At 60.8% G+C, this 18,194-nt stretch carries 17 protein-coding genes; 8 read left to right on the top strand and 9 right to left on the bottom strand.

The genetic code is table 11. From position 1 onward, the window contains the following. Window positions 1-277 precede the first annotated feature (277 nt). The 6 genes from LC298_RS11650 (at window position 278) to LC298_RS11625 (ending at window position 7,604) form a co-directional block, all read left to right on the top strand. Complete coding sequence (locus LC298_RS11650; RefSeq protein ID WP_131567339.1) at window positions 278-2,125, top strand: ABC transporter ATP-binding protein; 1,848 nt, start codon at window positions 278-280, stop codon at window positions 2,123-2,125. Then, window positions 2,122-4,032: an ABC transporter ATP-binding protein gene (locus tag LC298_RS11645; RefSeq protein WP_131567337.1), complete on the top strand. Its 1,911-nt coding sequence runs from the start codon at window positions 2,122-2,124 to the stop codon at window positions 4,030-4,032. The genes LC298_RS11650 and LC298_RS11645 overlap by 4 nt, the downstream gene beginning before the upstream one ends. Before the next feature lie 174 nt (window positions 4,033-4,206). Continuing rightward, the gene (gene petA / locus LC298_RS11640) at window positions 4,207-4,770 is read left to right on the top strand and encodes a ubiquinol-cytochrome c reductase iron-sulfur subunit (protein WP_131567335.1); all 564 of its coding nucleotides are present in this window, start codon (window positions 4,207-4,209) and stop codon (window positions 4,768-4,770) included. Between the two features lie 2 nt (window positions 4,771-4,772). Further along, window positions 4,773-6,068 (top strand): cytochrome b, encoded by a 1,296-nt coding sequence (locus tag LC298_RS11635; RefSeq protein WP_131567333.1) that lies wholly within the window; start codon window positions 4,773-4,775, stop codon window positions 6,066-6,068. A gap of 41 nt (window positions 6,069-6,109) precedes the next feature. Beyond that, a complete protein-coding gene (locus tag LC298_RS11630) occupies window positions 6,110-6,961 on the top strand; it encodes a cytochrome c1 (RefSeq protein ID WP_131567332.1) in 852 nt (283 codons plus the stop codon). A 103-nt stretch (window positions 6,962-7,064) separates the two neighbouring features. Beyond that, the gene (locus tag LC298_RS11625; RefSeq protein WP_131567330.1) at window positions 7,065-7,604 is read left to right on the top strand and encodes an adenine phosphoribosyltransferase; all 540 of its coding nucleotides are present in this window, start codon (window positions 7,065-7,067) and stop codon (window positions 7,602-7,604) included. 57 nt (window positions 7,605-7,661) lie between these two features. Here LC298_RS11625 and ychF read toward each other — a convergent pair whose 3' ends face one another. From ychF to LC298_RS11610, 3 genes are read right to left on the bottom strand one after another with little or no spacing between them, the layout of a single operon-like run. Beyond that, window positions 7,662-8,765, bottom strand: a complete 1,104-nt coding sequence (gene ychF / locus LC298_RS11620) for a redox-regulated ATPase YchF (RefSeq protein ID WP_131567328.1) — start codon at window positions 8,763-8,765, stop codon at window positions 7,662-7,664. Between the two features lie 4 nt (window positions 8,766-8,769). Next, entirely contained in the window at window positions 8,770-9,495 is a 726-nt protein-coding gene (pth, locus tag LC298_RS11615; RefSeq protein WP_131567327.1) for an aminoacyl-tRNA hydrolase, read from the bottom strand. A 35-nt stretch (window positions 9,496-9,530) separates the two neighbouring features. After that, on the bottom strand, window positions 9,531-10,217 hold the full coding sequence (locus LC298_RS11610; RefSeq protein ID WP_131567325.1) for a 50S ribosomal protein L25/general stress protein Ctc: 687 nt from the start codon (window positions 10,215-10,217) through the stop codon (window positions 9,531-9,533). Between the two features lie 271 nt (window positions 10,218-10,488). Between LC298_RS11610 and chrA the strand changes: the two genes are divergently transcribed. Beyond that, on the top strand, window positions 10,489-11,832 hold the full coding sequence (gene chrA, locus LC298_RS11605; RefSeq protein WP_131567323.1) for a chromate efflux transporter: 1,344 nt from the start codon (window positions 10,489-10,491) through the stop codon (window positions 11,830-11,832). A gap of 3 nt (window positions 11,833-11,835) precedes the next feature. Here chrA and LC298_RS11600 read toward each other — a convergent pair whose 3' ends face one another. From LC298_RS11600 to lgt, 6 genes are all read right to left on the bottom strand, one after another. Then, a complete protein-coding gene (locus tag LC298_RS11600; RefSeq protein WP_131567321.1) occupies window positions 11,836-12,774 on the bottom strand; it encodes a ribose-phosphate pyrophosphokinase in 939 nt (312 codons plus the stop codon). 114 nt (window positions 12,775-12,888) lie between these two features. Then, window positions 12,889-13,458 (bottom strand): hypothetical protein, encoded by a 570-nt coding sequence (locus LC298_RS11595; RefSeq protein ID WP_158284728.1) that lies wholly within the window; start codon window positions 13,456-13,458, stop codon window positions 12,889-12,891. Between the two features lie 48 nt (window positions 13,459-13,506). Then, entirely contained in the window at window positions 13,507-14,658 is a 1,152-nt protein-coding gene (locus tag LC298_RS11590; protein WP_131567320.1) for a M24 family metallopeptidase, read from the bottom strand. A 28-nt stretch (window positions 14,659-14,686) separates the two neighbouring features. After that, entirely contained in the window at window positions 14,687-15,475 is a 789-nt protein-coding gene (pgeF, locus tag LC298_RS11585) for a peptidoglycan editing factor PgeF (protein ID WP_428977540.1), read from the bottom strand. Window positions 15,476-15,547: 72 nt separating this feature from the next. Continuing rightward, complete coding sequence (locus LC298_RS11580; protein ID WP_131567317.1) at window positions 15,548-16,636, bottom strand: class I SAM-dependent methyltransferase; 1,089 nt, start codon at window positions 16,634-16,636, stop codon at window positions 15,548-15,550. Further along, window positions 16,633-17,490: a prolipoprotein diacylglyceryl transferase gene (gene lgt / locus LC298_RS11575; RefSeq protein WP_131567315.1), complete on the bottom strand. Its 858-nt coding sequence runs from the start codon at window positions 17,488-17,490 to the stop codon at window positions 16,633-16,635. The genes LC298_RS11580 and lgt overlap by 4 nt, the downstream gene beginning before the upstream one ends. A 128-nt stretch (window positions 17,491-17,618) precedes the next feature. Here lgt and LC298_RS11570 point away from each other — a divergent pair, with 128 nt between their 5' ends. Beyond that, window positions 17,619-17,879 (top strand): accessory factor UbiK family protein, encoded by a 261-nt coding sequence (locus LC298_RS11570; RefSeq protein WP_131567313.1) that lies wholly within the window; start codon window positions 17,619-17,621, stop codon window positions 17,877-17,879. Window positions 17,880-18,194: the final 315 nt, after the last annotated feature.

Below are 18,194 nucleotides of genomic sequence, written 5' to 3'. Positions count from 1 at the left end.
GCTCTCTGTGTCGGCAGTGACATGACCGGTCTTCCGGTTTCCTCCGGCAAAAGCTAGAACCGCGGTCCACATTCTTTCCTAGAAAGCTTCGCGACCGCCGGTTTGGTTCCACCAGAACGGATTACGGTCATGACGAAATCAGCACGAAGTTTCTCGCGATTCGACGCGGTTTCATCTCCCTTCAGGGGAACGGAACGCCGTCTCATAGGATATCCAAACGCTAATTTGGCTGGCGGCTTTGCGCCCCGGCACCATATTGGTTCTCAAGAGGTTTGCCATGTTCTCGTGGTTTGAAAACAGGATCGATCCGTTTCCAGCCGAAAAACCGGAGCAGCCACCGACGACGCTGGTGGCATTCTGCTGGCACTACACCAAGGGCATCTGGCCGTGGCTGGCGATCACATCTTTTCTGATCGCCGCCATATCCGTGCTGCAGGTTGCCTTGTTCGGCTTTCTCGGCAACGTCGTGGACTGGCTGACAGGCGCCGACCCGGCGTCGTTCCTTGCCGCGGAAGGCTGGACGCTGTTCTGGATGGGGTTCGTCATTCTCGTCGCGCTGCCCCTGCTCAGTCTCGGGCACACTCTGGTGATGCACCAGACGATCTTCGGCAACTATCCAATGGTGATCCGCTGGAAGGCGCACCGTTATCTTCTGGGGCAGAGCTTCGCGTTCTATCAGGACGAGTTTGCCGGCAGGGTCGCTACCAAGATGATGCAGGCAGCCCTCGGCGTGCGCGAGGCGGTGACGAAGATCCTCGACGTGTTCATCTATGTCGGCATCTACTTCGCCGGAACGCTCGTGCTGGTCGGTACGCTCGATATCTGGATGATGATCCCGTTCGTGGTCTGGATCGCGTTCTATATAGGTCTGCTGCGGTATTTCCTGCCAAAGATGCGGGAGATTTCGGAGCGGCAATCGAATGCGCGCTCGACCATGACCGGACGCATCGTCGACAGCTACACCAACATCATGACCGTCAAGCTGTTTGCGCATGCGGGCAGGGAGGAATCCTATGCGCGCGACGCGATGACCGGGTTCCTCAAGACCGTGCATCCGCAAATGCGTTATGTGACGATGCTGAACACCGGCCTCGATGTTTCAAACTCGTTGCTTCTGTTCGCGGTCGGCGCTGTCGGCATCTGGTCGTGGACAAACGGTGACGCAACAGTCGGCGCGATCGCGGCGGCGGTCGGCCTGGTCCTCCGGCTGGAAGGCATGGCGCACTGGGTGATGTGGGAACTGGCGGGATTGTTCGAGCACATCGGCATGGCGCAGGACGGGATGGGTACCATCGCTCAGCCGCGCATGGTGAGGGACGTACCGGACGCGAAGACGCTTGCCGTGAAGGAGGGACGCATCGACTTCGAAGGAATCCGCTTCCATTATGGCAAGGAGGATGGCGTCATCGAGAACCTCAGCCTGTCGGTCGAGCCGGGCGAGAAGGTCGGCCTGGTTGGTCGGTCCGGCGCCGGCAAGTCGACGCTGATGAACGTACTGCTGCGTCTTTACGATCTGGAAGGCGGCGCCATCCGGATCGACGGACAGGACATTCGCAAGGTGACGCAGGATTCGCTCCGTTCGCAGATCGGGGTGGTCACGCAGGACACGTCTCTGCTGCACCGTTCGGTCCGCGACAACATCGCCTACGGCAAGCCGGACGCGACCGAGGAACAGATCGTCCAGGCAGCGAAGCGCGCCAATGCCCATGAGTACATCCTCGGGCTTGTCGATCCGCAGGGGCGCACGGGATATGACGCCCATGTGGGCGAACGCGGCGTCAAGCTCTCGGGTGGTCAGCGGCAGCGCGTGGCGATCGCACGGGTGTTCCTGAAGAATGCGCCGATCCTCGTGCTGGACGAGGCAACGTCGGCACTGGACTCGGAGATCGAGGCGGCGATCCAGGAGAGCCTCTATGCCCTGATGGAGGGCAAGACCGTCATCGCCATCGCGCATCGGCTGTCGACCATCGCCAGCCTCGACCGGCTGGTCGTGCTCGACAAGGGCAGGATCGTCGAGGAAGGATCGCACGAGGAACTCGCCAAGGCCGATGGGCTTTATGCCCAGCTCTGGGCACGCCAGTCCGGCGGGTTCATCGACGTCTCGGAGGCGGTGGCCGCCGAATGAGCAACCGATTCAGGCCGGGACAGGAGCCGGAAACGCGTTACCGCAATACGGACCACCCGGTCTGGAACAGGTTCGAGCGCTTCATCGAGCCATTCGCCGACACGGAGCGCGCGATCCTTCCCAAGAGCGCGTGGGGCTTCATCCTGTTCTTCGCGAAACAGGCACGCTGGCCCTTCGCGGCGCTCCTGGTGGTCGGCGGCCTGGTCGGCGCGGTCGACGCGGCGCTCTACTGGTCGGTCGGATGGCTGATCGACATTCTCGACTCGTCGACGCCGGCGACCTTGCTGCGGGACCACTGGCACACGCTGCTCGGGCTGGCCCTGCTTCTGTTCGTCGTGCGCGCAGTGGTGATGATCGGCGCCGCGATGATCGAGCAGCAGGTGATCGTTCCGCGCTTCTACACGATGGTGCGCTGGCAATCGTTCCGCCGTGTGATCGAACAGCCCTATACTTTCTATCAGAACGATTTTGCCGGGCGGATCGCGACAAAGATCATGCAGGCGGGGGAATCCACGGGCGATTTCATCGTCACCTCGCTGCAATCGCTGTGGTCCTTCCTCACCTTCATCGTCCTGACGGTGACCATCCTTTCATCACTCGACTGGCGCATGGGGGCGGTAGTCGCGCTCTGGGGGGCAGGCTATGCCGTCGTAGTCCGCTACCTGCTGCCGAGACTCCGGCGCGCGGGCAAGGAAAACGCCAATGAACGGGCGATTCTCAACGGCCGGATGGTTGACGTCTTCACCAACATTCTCTCCGTCAAGCTGTTCGACACGGATCGTCGAGAACACGGCGTCGTGCATGACGCTCTGACCAACTATCTCGGGGCGGTTACGCATCTGACGCGAATGATCACAATGGTGCGTATCGCGGTGGCCATGCTGAACGGTGCGATGATGACGGCCGTAGCGGTGCTGTGCGTCCTGTCGTGGATGAGCGGGGCGCTGACGACGGGCGCGATCGCCGCAACGATGGGTCTGGTGTTCCGCCTAAACCAGATGTCCGGTTGGATGATGTTCAACATCAACGGGCTTATCCGCGCCTACTCGACGGTGCAGGATGCGACCGAAACAATTTCCGTAAGACCAGCGATCCGCGACAAGGCGAACGCGTCCGACCTGAAAAGGGCGGAAGGTCACATCCGGTTCGAGGACGTCGAGTTCCGTTACGGCAAGAATCACGGTGAACTGTTTGCCGGCCTTTCGATCGACATCAGGCCCGGGGAAAAGATCGGGCTCGTGGGGCCGTCGGGCGCCGGCAAATCGACATTCGTCAACCTGCTTCTGCGCCTGTTCGACGTGGAAGGCGGCCGAATCCTGCTAGACGGTCATGACGTTCGCGACGTGACACAGGCTTCGCTGCGTGCCCAGTTCGGCGTGGTCAGCCAGGAACCATCGCTGATGCATCGTTCACTTCGCGACAACATAGCCTACGGGAAGCCCGGTGCCAGCGAGGCGGAAATCGTTGAAGCGGCAAAGAAAGCCCACGCGCATGAATTCATCGTGGGTGTGGAGGACCCAAGGGGCAGGCGCGGCTATGACGCACATGTCGGGGAGCGGGGGATCAAACTGTCCGGCGGCCAGCGCCAGCGCATCGCCATCGCGCGTGTCATGCTGAAAGACGCCCCGGTGCTGATCCTGGATGAAGCCACCTCGGCGCTCGATTCGGATATCGAAGCGGCAATTCAGGAAAATCTGCATGAATTGATGCGCGGCAAGACCGTCGTTGCGATTGCACACCGGCTTTCGACGATTGCGGCGATGGATCGCCTCGTCGTGATGGACAGTGGCACTATCGTCGAGACCGGCACACATCGCGAACTTATCGAACGCCCAAACGGACTTTATGCCCGACTCTGGGCCCGTCAGTCGGGCGGATTCCTCGCTCTGGAGGAGGCGGCGGAGTAGAGGCGCGACAGGAAATTGACGCTCGGCGCGACATGTTGCCGTCATCCCCCCACCGAGGCTGGACAAGCGTTTGGAACCGAAATAAGTGATGCCGGGAATGCGGCTGAACTTGGGCAGCACCGCCTGCGCGAACTTGCCGACAACACAGCGACTGTACCTGAAAGGAATGCTCCTGTGAGCGAACAGACAATCAACGCCGACGAGCCGACGCGCCGCGACTTCATCTATGTCGCCACCGGCATGCTCGGCGCTGTCGGCGCGGCCGCGCTGGCATGGCCGTTTATCGATCAGATGCGTCCGGATGCGGCCGTGCGCGCTGCCGGACAACCGGTGGAGATCGATGTTTCCGGTATCGAGGAGGGTCAGGCCATCATCGTGACATGGCGCGGGCGGCCTTTCTTCGTCCGCCGCCTCACGGAGACCGAGATCGCTGCCGCGTCCAGTCTGACCGAAGGCGACATGAAGGATTTCCAGCCGGTCGACGAGCGTATCGGCGGACCTGCCGAAGCGGCGAGTGAGCAATGGGTGGTGTGCTCGGCGAACTGCACACATCTCGGCTGTATCCCGACAACTGTCGATGATGCCCCGGAAGGCTGGTCGTGTCCGTGCCACGGGTCCGTCTTCGACATGACCGGCCGTATCCTGCGCGGTCCCGCGCCGATTAACCTTCCGCTACCGCCATACGTGTTCGCGAGCGAATCCACGCTGATCGTCGGCACCGAAACCGCTGGAGCCTGAGCATGAGCAAGTTTGAATCGCATGGCAGCTACACGCCGGCCACCGGTTTCGGAAAATGGATCGACGCGCGTATGCCGCTGCCCCGGCTGATGCACGACTCGTTTGTCGCCTATCCGGTCCCGCGTAACCTGAACTATGCCTATACCTTCGGCGGCATGCTCTCGATCATGCTGGTTGCCCAGATCCTCACCGGCATTGTGCTTGCCATGCACTACACTTCGTCGATCGACACCGCGTTCTCGAGTGTCGAGTCGATCATGCGTGACGTGAATTCGGGCTGGCTGCTGCGCTACCTGCACTCCAACGGCGCGTCGTTCTTCTTCATCGCGGTGTATCTGCATATCTTCCGCGGTATGTATTACGGCTCCTACAAGGCGCCGCGCGAACTGTTGTGGATTCTCGGCTGCATCATCTACCTTCTGATGATGGCGACGGCGTTCATGGGTTACGTGCTGCCCTGGGGCCAGATGTCCTACTGGGGTGCGCAGGTGATCACCGGTTTCTTCACCGCTTTTCCTGTTGTCGGCGAACCAATTCAGCAACTGCTGCTCGGCGGCTTTGCGGTCGATGAGCCGACCCTGAACAGATTCTTCTCGCTCCATTATCTGCTGCCGTTCATGATTGCCGGCGTGGTCATTCTGCATGTATGGGCATTGCACGTGACCGGGCAGACAAACCCGACAGGGATCGAGGTGAAAACCAAGACCGACACCATACCGTTCACGCCCTATGCAACGATCAAGGATGCGTTCGCACTGATCGTGTTCTTCATCGCGTTCGCGTATTTCGTCTTCTACATCCCGAACTATCTAGGCCACCCCGACAACTACATCGAGGCGAACCCGCTGGTCACACCGGCACATATCGTCCCCGAATGGTACTTCCTTCCATTCTACGCGATCCTTCGGGCCATCACCTTCAACATCGGTCCGATCGACTCAAAGCTCGGCGGGGTGCTGGCGATGTTCGGCTCGATCGCGGTGCTTTTCCTGCTGCCGTGGCTGGACACGTCGAAGATCCGTTCGGCGGTCTACCGTCCCTGGTACAAGTTGTTCTTCTGGCTCTTCGTGGCCGATGCCATCTTCCTGGGATGGCTGGGCGCGAAGCCGGCGCAGGGCGTGTACACGCTGCTGGCCCAGCTCGCGACGGCATTCTACTTCGCGTTCTTCCTGATCATCCTGCCGGTTCTCGGTCTTATCGAAACGCCGCGCCGCACGCCGAACTCCATCACGGAAGCGGTGCTCGAGAAGAACAAGAAACGGGGACGCGTCGCACCAAGCGCCACGCCGGCCGAATAAGGGACACGAGGCGTTTCGCCCAAACATACGAGACGATGATGATGAAAAACATTCTGGCCACCATCGGCGCCGCGGGGTTGGCAATCGCTGTTGCGGTATCCGGCGCGTCCGCCGCGGAAGACGCGGAAACGCCGCACTACCCGATCAAGAAGCCGCGCGAGCAGTCCTGGTCGTTCGCAGGGCCGTTCGGGACCTATGACAAAGGGCAACTGCAGCGCGGTCTGAAGGTGTACACCGAAGTGTGCGCCGCATGCCATTCTCTGAAGCGCGTGCCGTTCCGGGCGCTCGGGGAACTCGGATACACCGACGAGCAGGTCAAGTCGTTTGCGGCGGCGTACGAAGTTGAAGACGGTCCCAATTCCGAGGGCGAGATGTTTACACGCCCGGCGCTGCCGACCGATACCTTTCCGGGCCCATATTCGAACGACGAGGAGGCGAAACTTGCCAATAATGGCGCATTGCCTCCGGATTTTTCTCTGATCGCGAAGGCTCGCGCCGTGGAAAGAGGCTTCCCGAAGTTCGTGTTCGACATTTTCACGCAATATGCAGAAGGTGGTCCGGACTATATTTATTCCCTGCTGATGGGCTACGGGGAAGAGCCACCGGCCAATATCGAGATATTGGAAGGTCTTCACTACAATCCGTATTTCATAGCCGGTCCGGCGCTGGCGATGGCGCAGCCGCTCTATGACGAAAGCGTGGAATATGACGACGGCACCCCGGCTACCCTCGATCAGCAGGCGCGCGATGTCTCTGCCTTCCTGATGTGGGCAGCGGAACCGCATTTGGGGGAGCGCAAGGAGATGGGTTTCCGCGTGATGATCTTCCTCATCCTGTTCGCGGCATTTCTCTATGTGGCCAAGCGCCAGGTCTGGTCCCGCGTTGAGCACTGATCCCGAGCTTACGGGAAGCTCAAGGGCGCTCCGGCGCCCTTTTCTTTTGCCCACGTTGCGGACATGATCCGCGCACGAACCCTGCACGGACTGGAAAACAAGTATGACATTGCGTGAGAATCTCGAAGCGGCAATCAGGTCCATTCCAGACTATCCGAAGCCGGGGGTCGTATTTCGCGACATTACCACCATGCTCGGCGATGCGCGCGCGTTCCGCCGTTCGGTCGATGAACTGGTCCACCCGTATGCGGGTACGAAGATCGACAAGATCGCCGGGGTCGAGGCGCGGGGGTTCATCCTCGGGGGCGCCATGTCGCATCAGCTTTCGGCGGGCTTCGTGCCGATCCGCAAGAAGGGAAAGTTGCCGCACGAAACCGTCCGTATCGCCTACAGCCTCGAATACGGCGTCGACGAGATGGAGATGCATAAGGACGCTGTCAAGACAGGCGAGCGCATCATCCTGGTGGACGATCTGATCGCAACGGGCGGCACGGCGGAGGGGGCCGTCAAGCTTCTTCAGCAGATGGGGGCGGAGGTTATCGCGGCGTGCTTTGTCATCGACTTGCCCGACCTCGGCGGCCGCAAGCGAATCGAGGCGCTGGGTGTGCCGGTCCGCACATTGGTGGAATTCGAGGGCGGATAGGCACCTTGCGTCCCTGTCCCGTGCGCCGTCGGGAGAAAGCCAAAACGCGGCGTGCGCTCAAACGTTGAACTTGAACAGCATGACGTCGCCGTCCTGAACGACATATTCCTTGCCCTCGTCGCGGGCCTTGCCTGCTTCCTTCGCGGCGGTTTCTCCGCCGAGTGAAACGTAATCGCCATAGGCGATCGTCTGCGCGCGAATAAAGCCCTTCTCGAAGTCGGTATGGATCACACCTGCCGCTTGCGGGGCCTTGGAGCCCCGGCGAACGGTCCATGCCCGCGATTCCTTGGGGCCGGCCGTGAAGAAGGTTATCAGGTTCAAGAGCCCGTAACCCTCACGAATGAGACGGTCCAAACCCGGCTCTTCCAGCCCCATAGCATCGAGATAGTCCTTGGCTTCGACATCGTCGAGTTGAGCGATTTCCGACTCGATGGCGGCGGAAATCACGACCGTCCTCGCACCCTGCTGCGCCGCCATTTTTTCGACCGCCTCGGAATGTGCGTTGCCGGTGGCGGCGTCGTCCTCGGATACGTTGCAAACATAGAGGACAGGTTTGGACGTCAGGAGATTCAGGCCCTTCAGGATGGCGAGGTCCTCGGCGGCGATGCCATCGAGAAGCAGGCGGACCGGCTTCGAATCCTGCAGCAGCGCCAGTGCCTGCTCCATCATCGGAAGGATCGTGAGCGCTTCCTTGTCCTTGCCGGTGGCGCGTTTTCGGATCTGCACAATGCGGCGCTCCAGACTTTCCAGATCTGCCAGCATGAGTTCCGTCTCGACGGTATCGGCGTCGGAGACCGGGTCGATGCGTCCCTCGACATGAGTCACGTCGTCATCCTCGAAACATCGCAGCACGTGGACGATCGCGTCGACCTCACGGATGTTGGCAAGGAACTGGTTGCCGAGGCCCTCGCCCTTCGACGCCCCGCGAACGAGTCCGGCGATATCGACGAAATTGATGCGGGTCGGAATCACTTCCTTCGATTTGGCGATTGCGGCGATCCGGGAAATCCGTTCGTCGGGGACCGCGACTTCGCCGGTGTTCGGCTCGATCGTGCAGAAAGGGTAATTCGCGGCCTGCGCGGCGGCGGTTTTCGTCAGCGCGTTGAAGAGTGTCGACTTGCCGACATTCGGCAAACCGACAATTCCGCATTTGAAACCCATGAGGTCAGTCCCCCTTGCCCAGCAGTTTCTTCAAGAGATCGGCCATGGGACCCGAAGGCGCCGGCTGCTGGGGACCGGAGCGCGCCTGCCGGATATGGCTCTGTTGTTTGGCCGGCGCGGTCTCTGCCGGCTGTTTCTTTCCGGATTTCGCAGTCGTTTTGTCGCCCACGGCGAGCGCAAGCTTGTTCATGAAGCCGGAATCATCGCCCTTCACGATCATCTCTGCGTTGTGGCCGATTGCGTCGAGCAACGGACCGAGCCATTCATGGTCGGCTTTTGCGAAGTCGCCGAGGACGTGCCCGGTCACCCGTTCCTTCGAACCGGGATGCCCGATGCCGAGGCGGACGCGTTTGTAGTCCCTGCCGCAATGGGCATCGATGGAGCGGATTCCGTTGTGCCCGCCGGTGCCACCGCCCGTCTTGATGCGAACCTTGCCGGGCGCAAGATCAAGTTCGTCGTACATGACAACAAGCGCGTCCGTTTCAAGCTTGTAGAAACGCAACGCCTCGCCGATGGCCTGTCCCGACCGGTTCATGAAGGTTTGCGGTTTGATGACGAGCACCTTCTCGCCTTCGAGCCGTCCTTCGCTTACCTCGGCGCTGAATTTCTTATGCCAGGGACCGAACGAGGAATGGCGGCGAACGATCGCGTCCGCCGCCATGAAACCGATATTGTGCCGGTGATTGGCATATTGAGCGCCGGGATTTCCAAGGCCTGCGATCACAAGCATCGTCTATCCGTCTCCGGTACGCCAAAGAGTGCGGGTTATTCGCCGCTCTTTTCTTCGGTGTCGCCGCCCTCGGCTTCGCCTTCGTCACCTGCCTCGCCGATGACCTCGACTTCATCCGCAGCCGCTGCTTCCTCCTCCTCGTCCTCGCTCTTGAGGCCGGCAGGAGAAGCGATGGTCGCGATGGTGAAGTCACGATCGGTGATCGTGGGAACGACCTTTTCGGGAAGTTCGACCGACGAAATCTTGAGCGCGTCGCCGAGCTCCGATCCGTCGAGATCCACCGTGAAATATTCCGGAATGGCATCCGCCGGGCAATGGACCTCGACCTCGTGACGAACGACGTTCAGCACGCCACCCTTGCGGATGCCGGGGCTCTGCTCTTCGTTGATGAAGTGGACCGGAATGTTCACGGTCACGGAAGTCTTTGCCGAAATGCGGAGGAAGTCGACGTGGATGACGAAGTCCTTCACCGGATCCAGATCGTAGGATTTCGGCAGAACGCGATGCTTCTTGCCGTCAAGTTCGATCTCGCCGACCGTGGTGAGAAATCCGCCGCCGTGAATCTTCAGCGTGACTTCTTTCGACGGAAGCGTGATGGAAAGCGGGGGCTTGTTGTCACCATAGATGACAGCTGGAATATTGCCGTTGCGCCGAATTGCCCGGGCGGACCCCTTACCGACCCGTTCGCGCGCCTCGGCCTTGAGCACGTAACTTTCGCTCATGGCGGTTCCTTTCGAGGACACAGATATATGGAGTGTTCGACCGTTTCCGGAAAAACCAAGGCCGGTCGTCCGGCCTTGCCCGCACAGCCTCCAAGGGTGTCTGGGCGGGTGCGCGAGCCTATAGCCTACGCAGGCGTTGCACGCAACCTTGACCTGACCGGCGAATTCGACGCTTGTCCCGAACGCGATTGACGCGTTCTATCGCGGGGCGCGTGATGCCTTCGACGAAAATCATGATTGGCAGCTGCCGCAAAGGAAGAGTGAAACCGAAATGGCGGATCTTGCGACCGAAAGCGAACCGGTCCCGCCCGACGTCGAGCCGATCGGCGAGGTGTTCAAGACCTTTTTGAGGATCGGGATGCTGTCGTTTGGCGGGCCGGCGGCGCAGATCGCGGTCATGCATCGCATCCTCGTCGAGGAAAAGCGCTGGCTGTCGGAAACGCGGTTTCTTCACGCACTCAACTTCTGCATGCTGCTTCCCGGGCCGGAAGCAATGCAACTGGCGACCTATTCGGGCTGGCTGATGCACGGGGTTCGCGGCGGGTTGATCGCGGGGCTCCTGTTCATCCTGCCCGGACTCGCAATGATGTTGGTGCTTTCGGCCATATACGTTCTGTATGGCGAGTTGCCGGCGGTCGCCGGGCTTCTCTATGGTCTGAAGGCGGCAGTGCTTGCCGTGGTCGCGGCGGCGCTGGTGGAGGTCGCGCGGAAGGCGCTGAAATCGCCTTTCATGCTGGCAGTGGCGATCACCGCCTTCGCAGCCATCGCGTTCCTGAACGCGCCGTTTCCGCTGATTGTCATCGGCGCAGGGGTCTTCGGCGGGCTGACGGCGCGCATTGCGCCGCAATGGCTCGGCTTCGACCCCATGAATGCGACGAGCGAACCATTGCGGAAGAGACGCTCCGGCTCTCATGCCGCGACGCTCATGACAGTTGCCGTCTGGCTGACGATCTGGCTGGCGCCGCTGGCGTTTTTTATCGTCGGTTTCGGTCCCGGGCATGTTTTCGCCGACGCGGCGCTGTTTTTCTCGAAGACAGCCGTCGTGACGTTCGGGGGCGCCTACGCCGTCCTCAGCTATGTCGGCCAGCAGGCGGTCGAACTCTACGGCTGGCTGCGCCCGGAAGAAATGCTTGCCGGGCTGGGACTGGCGGAGACGACGCTCGGGCCACTCGTGCTGGTGCTGGTCTTCGTCGGCTTTCTGGGCGGTTCGCGGGTCGAGGGCTGGGACCCGTTGTCCGGAGGTCTCGCGGGCGGCCTGATAGCCGCGTTCTTTACCTTCGTTCCCTGCTTCCTGTGGATATTCGCCGGGGCGCCCTATGTCGAGGCGCTTCGCAACGTGCGCTGGCTGTCGGCCGGCCTGCAGACGATCACGGCGGCGGTCGTCGGCGTGATCGCCAATCTCGCCCTGTGGTTCGCCCTGCATGTGCTGTTCGGTGCGTACGGCGAGGTGCGCCTTGGGGCGCTGGTTCTGCCCGATCCGGAATGGAGCGCGATCGATCCGTTTGCCGCAGCGATCGCAATATGCGCGGGAATCGCGCTGATAGGTTTCAGGCTTAACATGATCGTGGTGCTGATCGTTGCGGCAGCGGCCGGATTGCTGCCAGCGCTCGTCTGAGGATCAGTCGAACAGGCTGGAAACCGACTGTTCGTGCGACGTGCGGGCAATAGCTTCGCCGATCAGGTCGGTGATCGACAGGACGCGGATGTTGGGCGCCGATTCAACCGCGGCGGTCGGCTGAATGGAATCGGTGATCACGAGTTCCGTCAGCTTGGAGCCCATGATGCGGTTGACCGCGCCGCCCGACAGGACGCCGTGCGTAATGTAGGCCGTAACGCTCTTTGCGCCCTGCGCCAGCAATGCTTCGGCCGCGTTGCACAGTGTCCCACCGGAATCGATGATGTCGTCGATGAGAAAACAGGCTTTTCCGGAGATGTCGCCGATGACGTTCATGACCTCGGACTCGCCCGGGCGCTCCCGGCGCTTGTCGACAATGGCCAACAGTGAGTCATCGAGACGCTTCGCGAGCGATCGCGCACGCACCACGCCGCCAACATCCGGGGAGACGACCATGACGCTCGACAAATCCCGATGATTGGCGCGAATGTCACGCGCCATGATCGGAACCGCATAGAGGTTGTCCGTCGGGATATCGAAGAACCCTTGGATCTGTCCGGCGTGAAGATCGAGTGTCAGGACACGGTCCGCTCCGGCCTCGGTAATCAGGTTGGCGACCAGCTTCGCCGAGATAGGCGTGCGGCCGGACATGCGCCGATCCTGCCGGGCATATCCGAAATAGGGAAGGACCGCCGTGATGCGGCGCGCCGAAGAACGGCGGAACGCATCGATCATGATGAGAAGTTCCATCAAGTGATCGTTTGCCGGATAAGCGGTGGACTGGAGGATGAAGACATCCTCGCCGCGCACGTTTTCCTGGATTTCCACGAAGATCTCTTCGTCGGCGAAACGGCGGACGCTCGCGCGACCGACACTTACGCCTAGATACTTTGCAACGGATTCAGCGAGTTGGCGGTTTGAATTGCCAGCAAACAGTTTCATTGCGCCCTGCCGGTGCGTGCCCCTTGAAAGATGCCGGTCCTATTGCAACCCTTGAGACGCATTGCAAGGCGAATGCGCATCTTCACACGTTAAAAATGACAGGGGCCGCTTGGGTCAGGCGTCGCTTCTCCGCCACGCGGCGTATTCGGTGATGACCTTGTCTGCAATCGCCTGCATCGTCGTGTCGGGAACCGAGGCCCAAGGCTCCGCGGCCTTGCCGGAGACGACTTCCTGTCCCTGAATCCGGTGGATCCGCTGGCCGCTCGGCGAAATTACGTCCCAGACGTGAACGACCGTCGTCGAATCGCCCTCCGTGAAGGCCGAGAAATAGCCCTTTATCTCGTGCGTACGGTCGGGATCGGTCGAGGCGACCAGTTTCACGCCGTTCGCGCTTCCGGCCGGCCCGAGCCTCGCCGATAACGCCGAAACCTTGTCGACGGGCGCACCGACGATCGGCGCGAAATATACTTTGCCGACCTGCACGGCAACGTCGTTCGCCGCGAGACCCGTTGCCGGCTGTGCCAACGGAGCGGCTTCCGTAATATTAGGGAAAGCGGCAGAGGAGCCGTCGTTCAGGTCCCGCTTTATTCCGAGATCGCTCTCGGTGCCGGTGCACGAGGTAACAGCCAGGACCCCCGATGCAAGACACGCGATCCGCGCCGCTTTGCGTGTCAGACTTTCCATGTTTCGAATGCCGTCCCCAGCCCGCCCTGCAGATGACAAGAATGCACCTCAACCAATTATCAAATCAAGCTTGTGCCGGGAAAGTCCCACCGCCTTTTCATTCGTGGTCAAGTAGGTCTGGCCCAGCGTCATCGCAGTTCCGCTTTCTGAATCCATGAGGATCATGTGCGCAAAAAGCGTCATGTTCGGCTGAATCCGCTCGGGATTGCCGGCATAAAACATCGGCCTGTCCATCCAGCACGGCGTGAAGTGAGCGCCCAGCGAATATCCGCATGCGTTCAGACGATGCCGGGTAAGGTCCGCATCCGCCATAGCCTGCGCATGGGCTGTAAACACATCACCAAAAGTGTTACCGGGAATCATCGCCTCTTCGCAGGCCAGAAGGGCAGCCTTTGCGGCCTCGTACAGTTCCAGATGGCGCGCACTCGGTTTGCCGGTCAGCGCCGTGCGCATCATTGCCACGTGGTAGTGGCGGTAGACGCCGGCCCATTCGAGAGTGATCTGATCGGTTTTGGTCAGCTTTCGCCGGCCTGACTTGTATCGGCACAGAAGAGCATCCTCACCCGATCCGATGATGAACTCGTTTCCGGCATAATCCCCGCCGCCTTCGAATATAGCCCCCTGCATCGCGGCCAATATCCGGCCTTCGTCGGTTCCCTGCTTTATCATTGGCAACGCCACCGTTAGCGCCTCGTCTGCGAGGGTGGCGGCCTTCCGAACGTACTTGATCTCGGCTTCCGACTTGACGCTGCGCAGAAGCGGAATGATTCGGGAGGCATCCTTCAAGCTGGCGAACGTGCTGAGCTCTTCGTCAAGGAGTCTTCCGCTCGCCGCTGTCAGCCCCTGCGTATCGTATTCGACACCGATGCGGGTTCCCAGGAGATCACGATCGGACAGCAGGTCCTTTAGTTCGCGCGCCGGATTCGCATTGGCGCGATCCTCCCAGATGACAATGGTTTCGACATTCGACGTGTGGCGCGCCTGCCGTAGATCGGCGGAACGTGTGAGAAGCGTGACCTCGCCATTCCTCTCGACCACCATGCACTGGAAAAAGCAGAATCCGAACGTGTCATAGCCGGTCAGCCAGTACATGCTCTCCTGCGCAAAAAGGAGCATCGCATCCAGTTTGGCGGCCTCCATTTCCGCCAGCAGACGCGCCTTTCGGTCGTCGAATTCTTGCTCGTCAAAATGCAAAGCCATCAAAAGTCTCCCGAGAGAAGGCTGGAACTCAACGCGTCAGAACAATTGCGGAAATCTGCCGGCCGTAATCCGGCTCGCCGCGATGGGTCGCCCGGCGATACGAAAAGAACCTGGTCTCTTCCCGATAGGTGCAGTGCGCGGCATGAGATTTTTCGATCCCTGCCGCCGACAAGCGCGCGAGAATGTAGCCAGGCAAATCGAACATGAAGTGGCCGGGCGTCCCGGAAGAAAGGAAATACTTCTCGTTCTGCGACTCTGCCTCGAGGAAACGATCACGAAATTCCGGGCCAACCTCATAATTCTCGCCACTTATTGAAGGCCCTAGCACCGCGCAAATCGAGGAGCGGCGCGCACCAACTGCTATCATCGTCTCGATGGTGTTTTCGAGAATGCCGTTCAATGCCCCTTTCCAGCCGGCGTGCGCTGCGGCGATGACGGCTCCCTCCTCGTCGGCGAAAAGGACCGGCCCGCAATCGGCGGTCAATACGCCTACGATCAGACCCGGCGTCGCGGTCACGACCGCATCGACCTTTGGCCGGTTGGTCGTGTCGATCGGCTCGCCGATAGCGACCACGTCGGCGGAGTGCACCTGGTGGGGGGTCGACAATGTCACGCCCGGAAATCCCAAGTGGGCGGCGACCCGCGCGCGGTTCTCGGCAACGCTGTCGCGATCATCCGACGAACCATAGCCGACATTCAGACCGGAATAGATGCCGGACGACACGCCCCCGTTGCGGGTAAAGAACCCATGGGCAACGCCCTCAATGCCTGTCAGCATCTCCGAACTGATCGGCCGCAGGGGCGCCAGGTTTTCGATGTTCATCCGATGCTCGCTCCCGGTGGCGCACCCTGTTGCAGCGTCATGGCCATGTCAACCGGCCTGATTTCGTTATGCGAACGGCGGAAGAGTTCGCGGGACTCCTGTCAGGCAGAGCACCTTGAAGAGGCTGCCCATCTGGTTTTCCGCGCCGCCCGCGAGGCGCTCGGCAGCCTCACGGATGGCTTGGCGCCGTTCCATGGCCTTGCCCGCACCAAGAGTTCCGGCGCGCTCGGCGAGCCCCAGCGACAGAAGGAATTCACCCTGGGTGATAACAGGGAGCGCCGAGGCGTCATGCGCTTGGGCGGCTCTTGCAAGCGACGCGAAATCGACATGGCTCGTGAGATCGGACCGGCCGGGATTTTCGAGCACCGAGACATAGCGGTGATTTTCCACCGCCTGCAGCGTATCGCCGAAACCGGGCTCGGCATGACCATAATCGATTATCAGGGCAACACCGTCATGCGTAGCCAAATGCGCAGCGATATCGCCCGCCATCGCTTCGCGGGCGGGGGCGTATTCGAAAATGGCTCCAGCCGGCTGCGAGGCCGCGCCCGGCGGGAGAAACGATGGATCGAGTAGCGGGGTTTTCAGCGTGAAGGTGAACTCTCCGGCCGCGTCTACGGCAATCTTGCGCTCGAACCATCCTTGTGGCGCCTTTTCGAATTGCCGCAGCGGAATTGCGTCGAAGAGCTCGTTTGCGACGAGGAAAAGCGGCAGGGGGGGGAGATCCTTCATGGTGTCTATCCATGCGCAATCTCCCGCCACGCCTGACAAGGTTTGCCGCTGAATTTCGCGCAGGCGGGGACTTGCCTCGACGAGCACTACCCTCGCGGTCGCGAGAAACTCCGGGGCGAGTTTCGCGGTGCGGAGGATATCGCGCATCAGCGTGCCGCGCCCGGGACCAATCTCCGCCAGGGCGAAAGGCGAGGGTTTGCCAGATGTCTGCCAAGCGTGGACGAGCCAGGCTCCAACGATTTCGCCGAACATTTGGCTGATCTCGGGAGCCGTCGTGAAATCGCCGCCCGTGCCGAATGGCTCGCGCGTCGTGTAGTAGCCCTCGGCGGGATCGAAGAGGCACATCGCCATGTAATCGGAGACCGATATGGGCCCCAGGGTCTCGATCAGCCGCCTGATCCTGCCTGCCAGCGGGTTTGTCATTCCGCTTCGGTCAGGCTTTCCTCGCGGATCTTTCCCGCCGTGGCGGCGAGAACGACCCCCAGCACGATCATCGGGATCGACAGGGTCATCCCCATCGTCAGCCATCCTCCGAACAGATAGCCGAGTTGCGGATCGGGCTGACGGAAGAACTCGACGAAGGTGCGCGCAAGTCCATATCCGGCGATGAAAACGCCGGTCACGAAGCGCGGTCTCCTCAGTTTGAGCAAGCGATGGGTGCAAAGCCTCAATACGAGGAACAGAACCACACCCTCGAGTGCGGCCTCATAAAGCTGGCTCGGATGACGTGGGATGTCGCCGCCATTGGGGAAGACGACAGCCCACGGAACGTCCGTCGGACGGCCCCACAATTCCGAATTGATGAAGTTGGCGATCCGGCCGAAAAACAGGCCTATCGGCGCGACCGCGGCAACAATGTCAATCAGAGGCCAGACCGGAATGCCGCGCCGCCAGGCAAACACGGCCATCGCGACGGTCGTGCCGATCAGTCCGCCATGGAACGACATTCCGCCGCGCCAGATCGCGAGGATCTCGGCCGGGTTCTGGAGATAAAGAGGCAGATCGTAAAACAGCACGAAGCCGAGCCGGCCGCCGAGCACGATGCCGATGGTCGCCCAGACGAGGAAATCGTCCAGATCGACGGCCGAGATTGCGGAAGGCCGGCCACCCCAGAGGCGAGCGTTGCCGGCGAGGCGCTTGGCGTAGAGCCAGCCGAGAACGATGCCGACAATATATGCCATGCTGTACCAGCGTATGGCGACGGGACCGAGCTGGACGATCACCGGATCGATGTCCGGAAACGCGATGGCGAGTTGGGGGAGCGTGAATGGGAACATGGACCTGCAATCGCTGAATGTCCGGCATGCCGGAAATTTCGGGGTGGTATAGGCGCGGCCCAAACTCGGTTGCCTTGCAATGGGCGGGCCCGGACAATACCTATCCGTTCAACACGGGAGTAGCCGAAATGACAACTGGACCAAACAAGTTTCTGGACGATTTCGCACGCTTGATGACCGACATGGCGGGCACGGCGCAGGGCATGCGCCGGGAAGTTGAGACGGCATTTCAGGCGCAGGCGGAGAAGTTTCTACAGGGGATGGACCTCGTCAAGCGCGAGGAGTTCGACGCGGTGCATGACATGGCCGTCAAGGCGCGCGAGGAGAACGAGGCGCTGAAGGCGCGGCTAGAGGAAGTCGAGAAAAAACTTTCGGCGAAGGCCGGCTGACAGCGTTCGCTCCCTCTGCTTCACAGAAAATTCACATCCTTTTTACCGCTCGGCCAATCCGAAAAAGTTGAGCGTTGAGAGTCGCTTACCGCTAGCCTAGCGCCGTGCGGCAGGACCCTCGCAAATTTCATTCACATTCTTTTCTCGGGAGGGGGCTTTTCGATCCCGCCCGGATCAATAGACTGAAATTATTGAGTGATTCGAATTTGCGAATGAAAGTTAGCGCAGCCGCGTAGGTCCGCTGCAGCACTTGTTCGCCCTCATCGTAACAGTGTCAGCCGCAGGAAGGCGGTTAGCGAAAACACCGCCTTTGCC

The organism is Oricola cellulosilytica (genome assembly GCF_019966575.1).
Lineage (GTDB): Bacteria > Pseudomonadota > Alphaproteobacteria > Rhizobiales > Rhizobiaceae > Oricola > Oricola cellulosilytica.
Note: the sequence above shows the minus strand (reverse complement) of the source record. Positions and strands in the feature narration are given on the sequence as shown.

Excerpts from the sequence above, each read along its gene's own strand:
- lgt (WP_131567315.1), bottom strand. The coding sequence starts at position 17,490 with ATGTTCCCATTCACGCTCCCCCAACTCGCCATCGCGTTTCCGGACATC.
- LC298_RS11610 (WP_131567325.1), bottom strand. The coding sequence starts at position 10,217 with ATGAGCGAAAGTTACGTGCTCAAGGCCGAGGCGCGCGAACGGGTCGGT.
- LC298_RS11645 (WP_131567337.1), top strand. The coding sequence starts at position 2,122 with ATGAGCAACCGATTCAGGCCGGGACAGGAGCCGGAAACGCGTTACCGC.
- chrA (WP_131567323.1), top strand. The coding sequence starts at position 10,489 with ATGGCGGATCTTGCGACCGAAAGCGAACCGGTCCCGCCCGACGTCGAG.
- LC298_RS11625 (WP_131567330.1), top strand. The coding sequence starts at position 7,065 with ATGACATTGCGTGAGAATCTCGAAGCGGCAATCAGGTCCATTCCAGAC.
- LC298_RS11630 (WP_131567332.1), top strand. The coding sequence starts at position 6,110 with ATGAAAAACATTCTGGCCACCATCGGCGCCGCGGGGTTGGCAATCGCT.
- ychF (WP_131567328.1), bottom strand. The coding sequence starts at position 8,765 with ATGGGTTTCAAATGCGGAATTGTCGGTTTGCCGAATGTCGGCAAGTCG.
- LC298_RS11580 (WP_131567317.1), bottom strand. The coding sequence starts at position 16,636 with ATGACAAACCCGCTGGCAGGCAGGATCAGGCGGCTGATCGAGACCCTG.
- LC298_RS11570 (WP_131567313.1), top strand. The coding sequence starts at position 17,619 with ATGACAACTGGACCAAACAAGTTTCTGGACGATTTCGCACGCTTGATG.
- LC298_RS11600 (WP_131567321.1), bottom strand. The coding sequence starts at position 12,774 with ATGAAACTGTTTGCTGGCAATTCAAACCGCCAACTCGCTGAATCCGTT.
- LC298_RS11635 (WP_131567333.1), top strand. The coding sequence starts at position 4,773 with ATGAGCAAGTTTGAATCGCATGGCAGCTACACGCCGGCCACCGGTTTC.
- LC298_RS11595 (WP_158284728.1), bottom strand. The coding sequence starts at position 13,458 with ATGGAAAGTCTGACACGCAAAGCGGCGCGGATCGCGTGTCTTGCATCG.
- pth (WP_131567327.1), bottom strand. The coding sequence starts at position 9,495 with ATGCTTGTGATCGCAGGCCTTGGAAATCCCGGCGCTCAATATGCCAAT.
- LC298_RS11590 (WP_131567320.1), bottom strand. The coding sequence starts at position 14,658 with ATGGCTTTGCATTTTGACGAGCAAGAATTCGACGACCGAAAGGCGCGT.
- LC298_RS11650 (WP_131567339.1), top strand. The coding sequence starts at position 278 with ATGTTCTCGTGGTTTGAAAACAGGATCGATCCGTTTCCAGCCGAAAAA.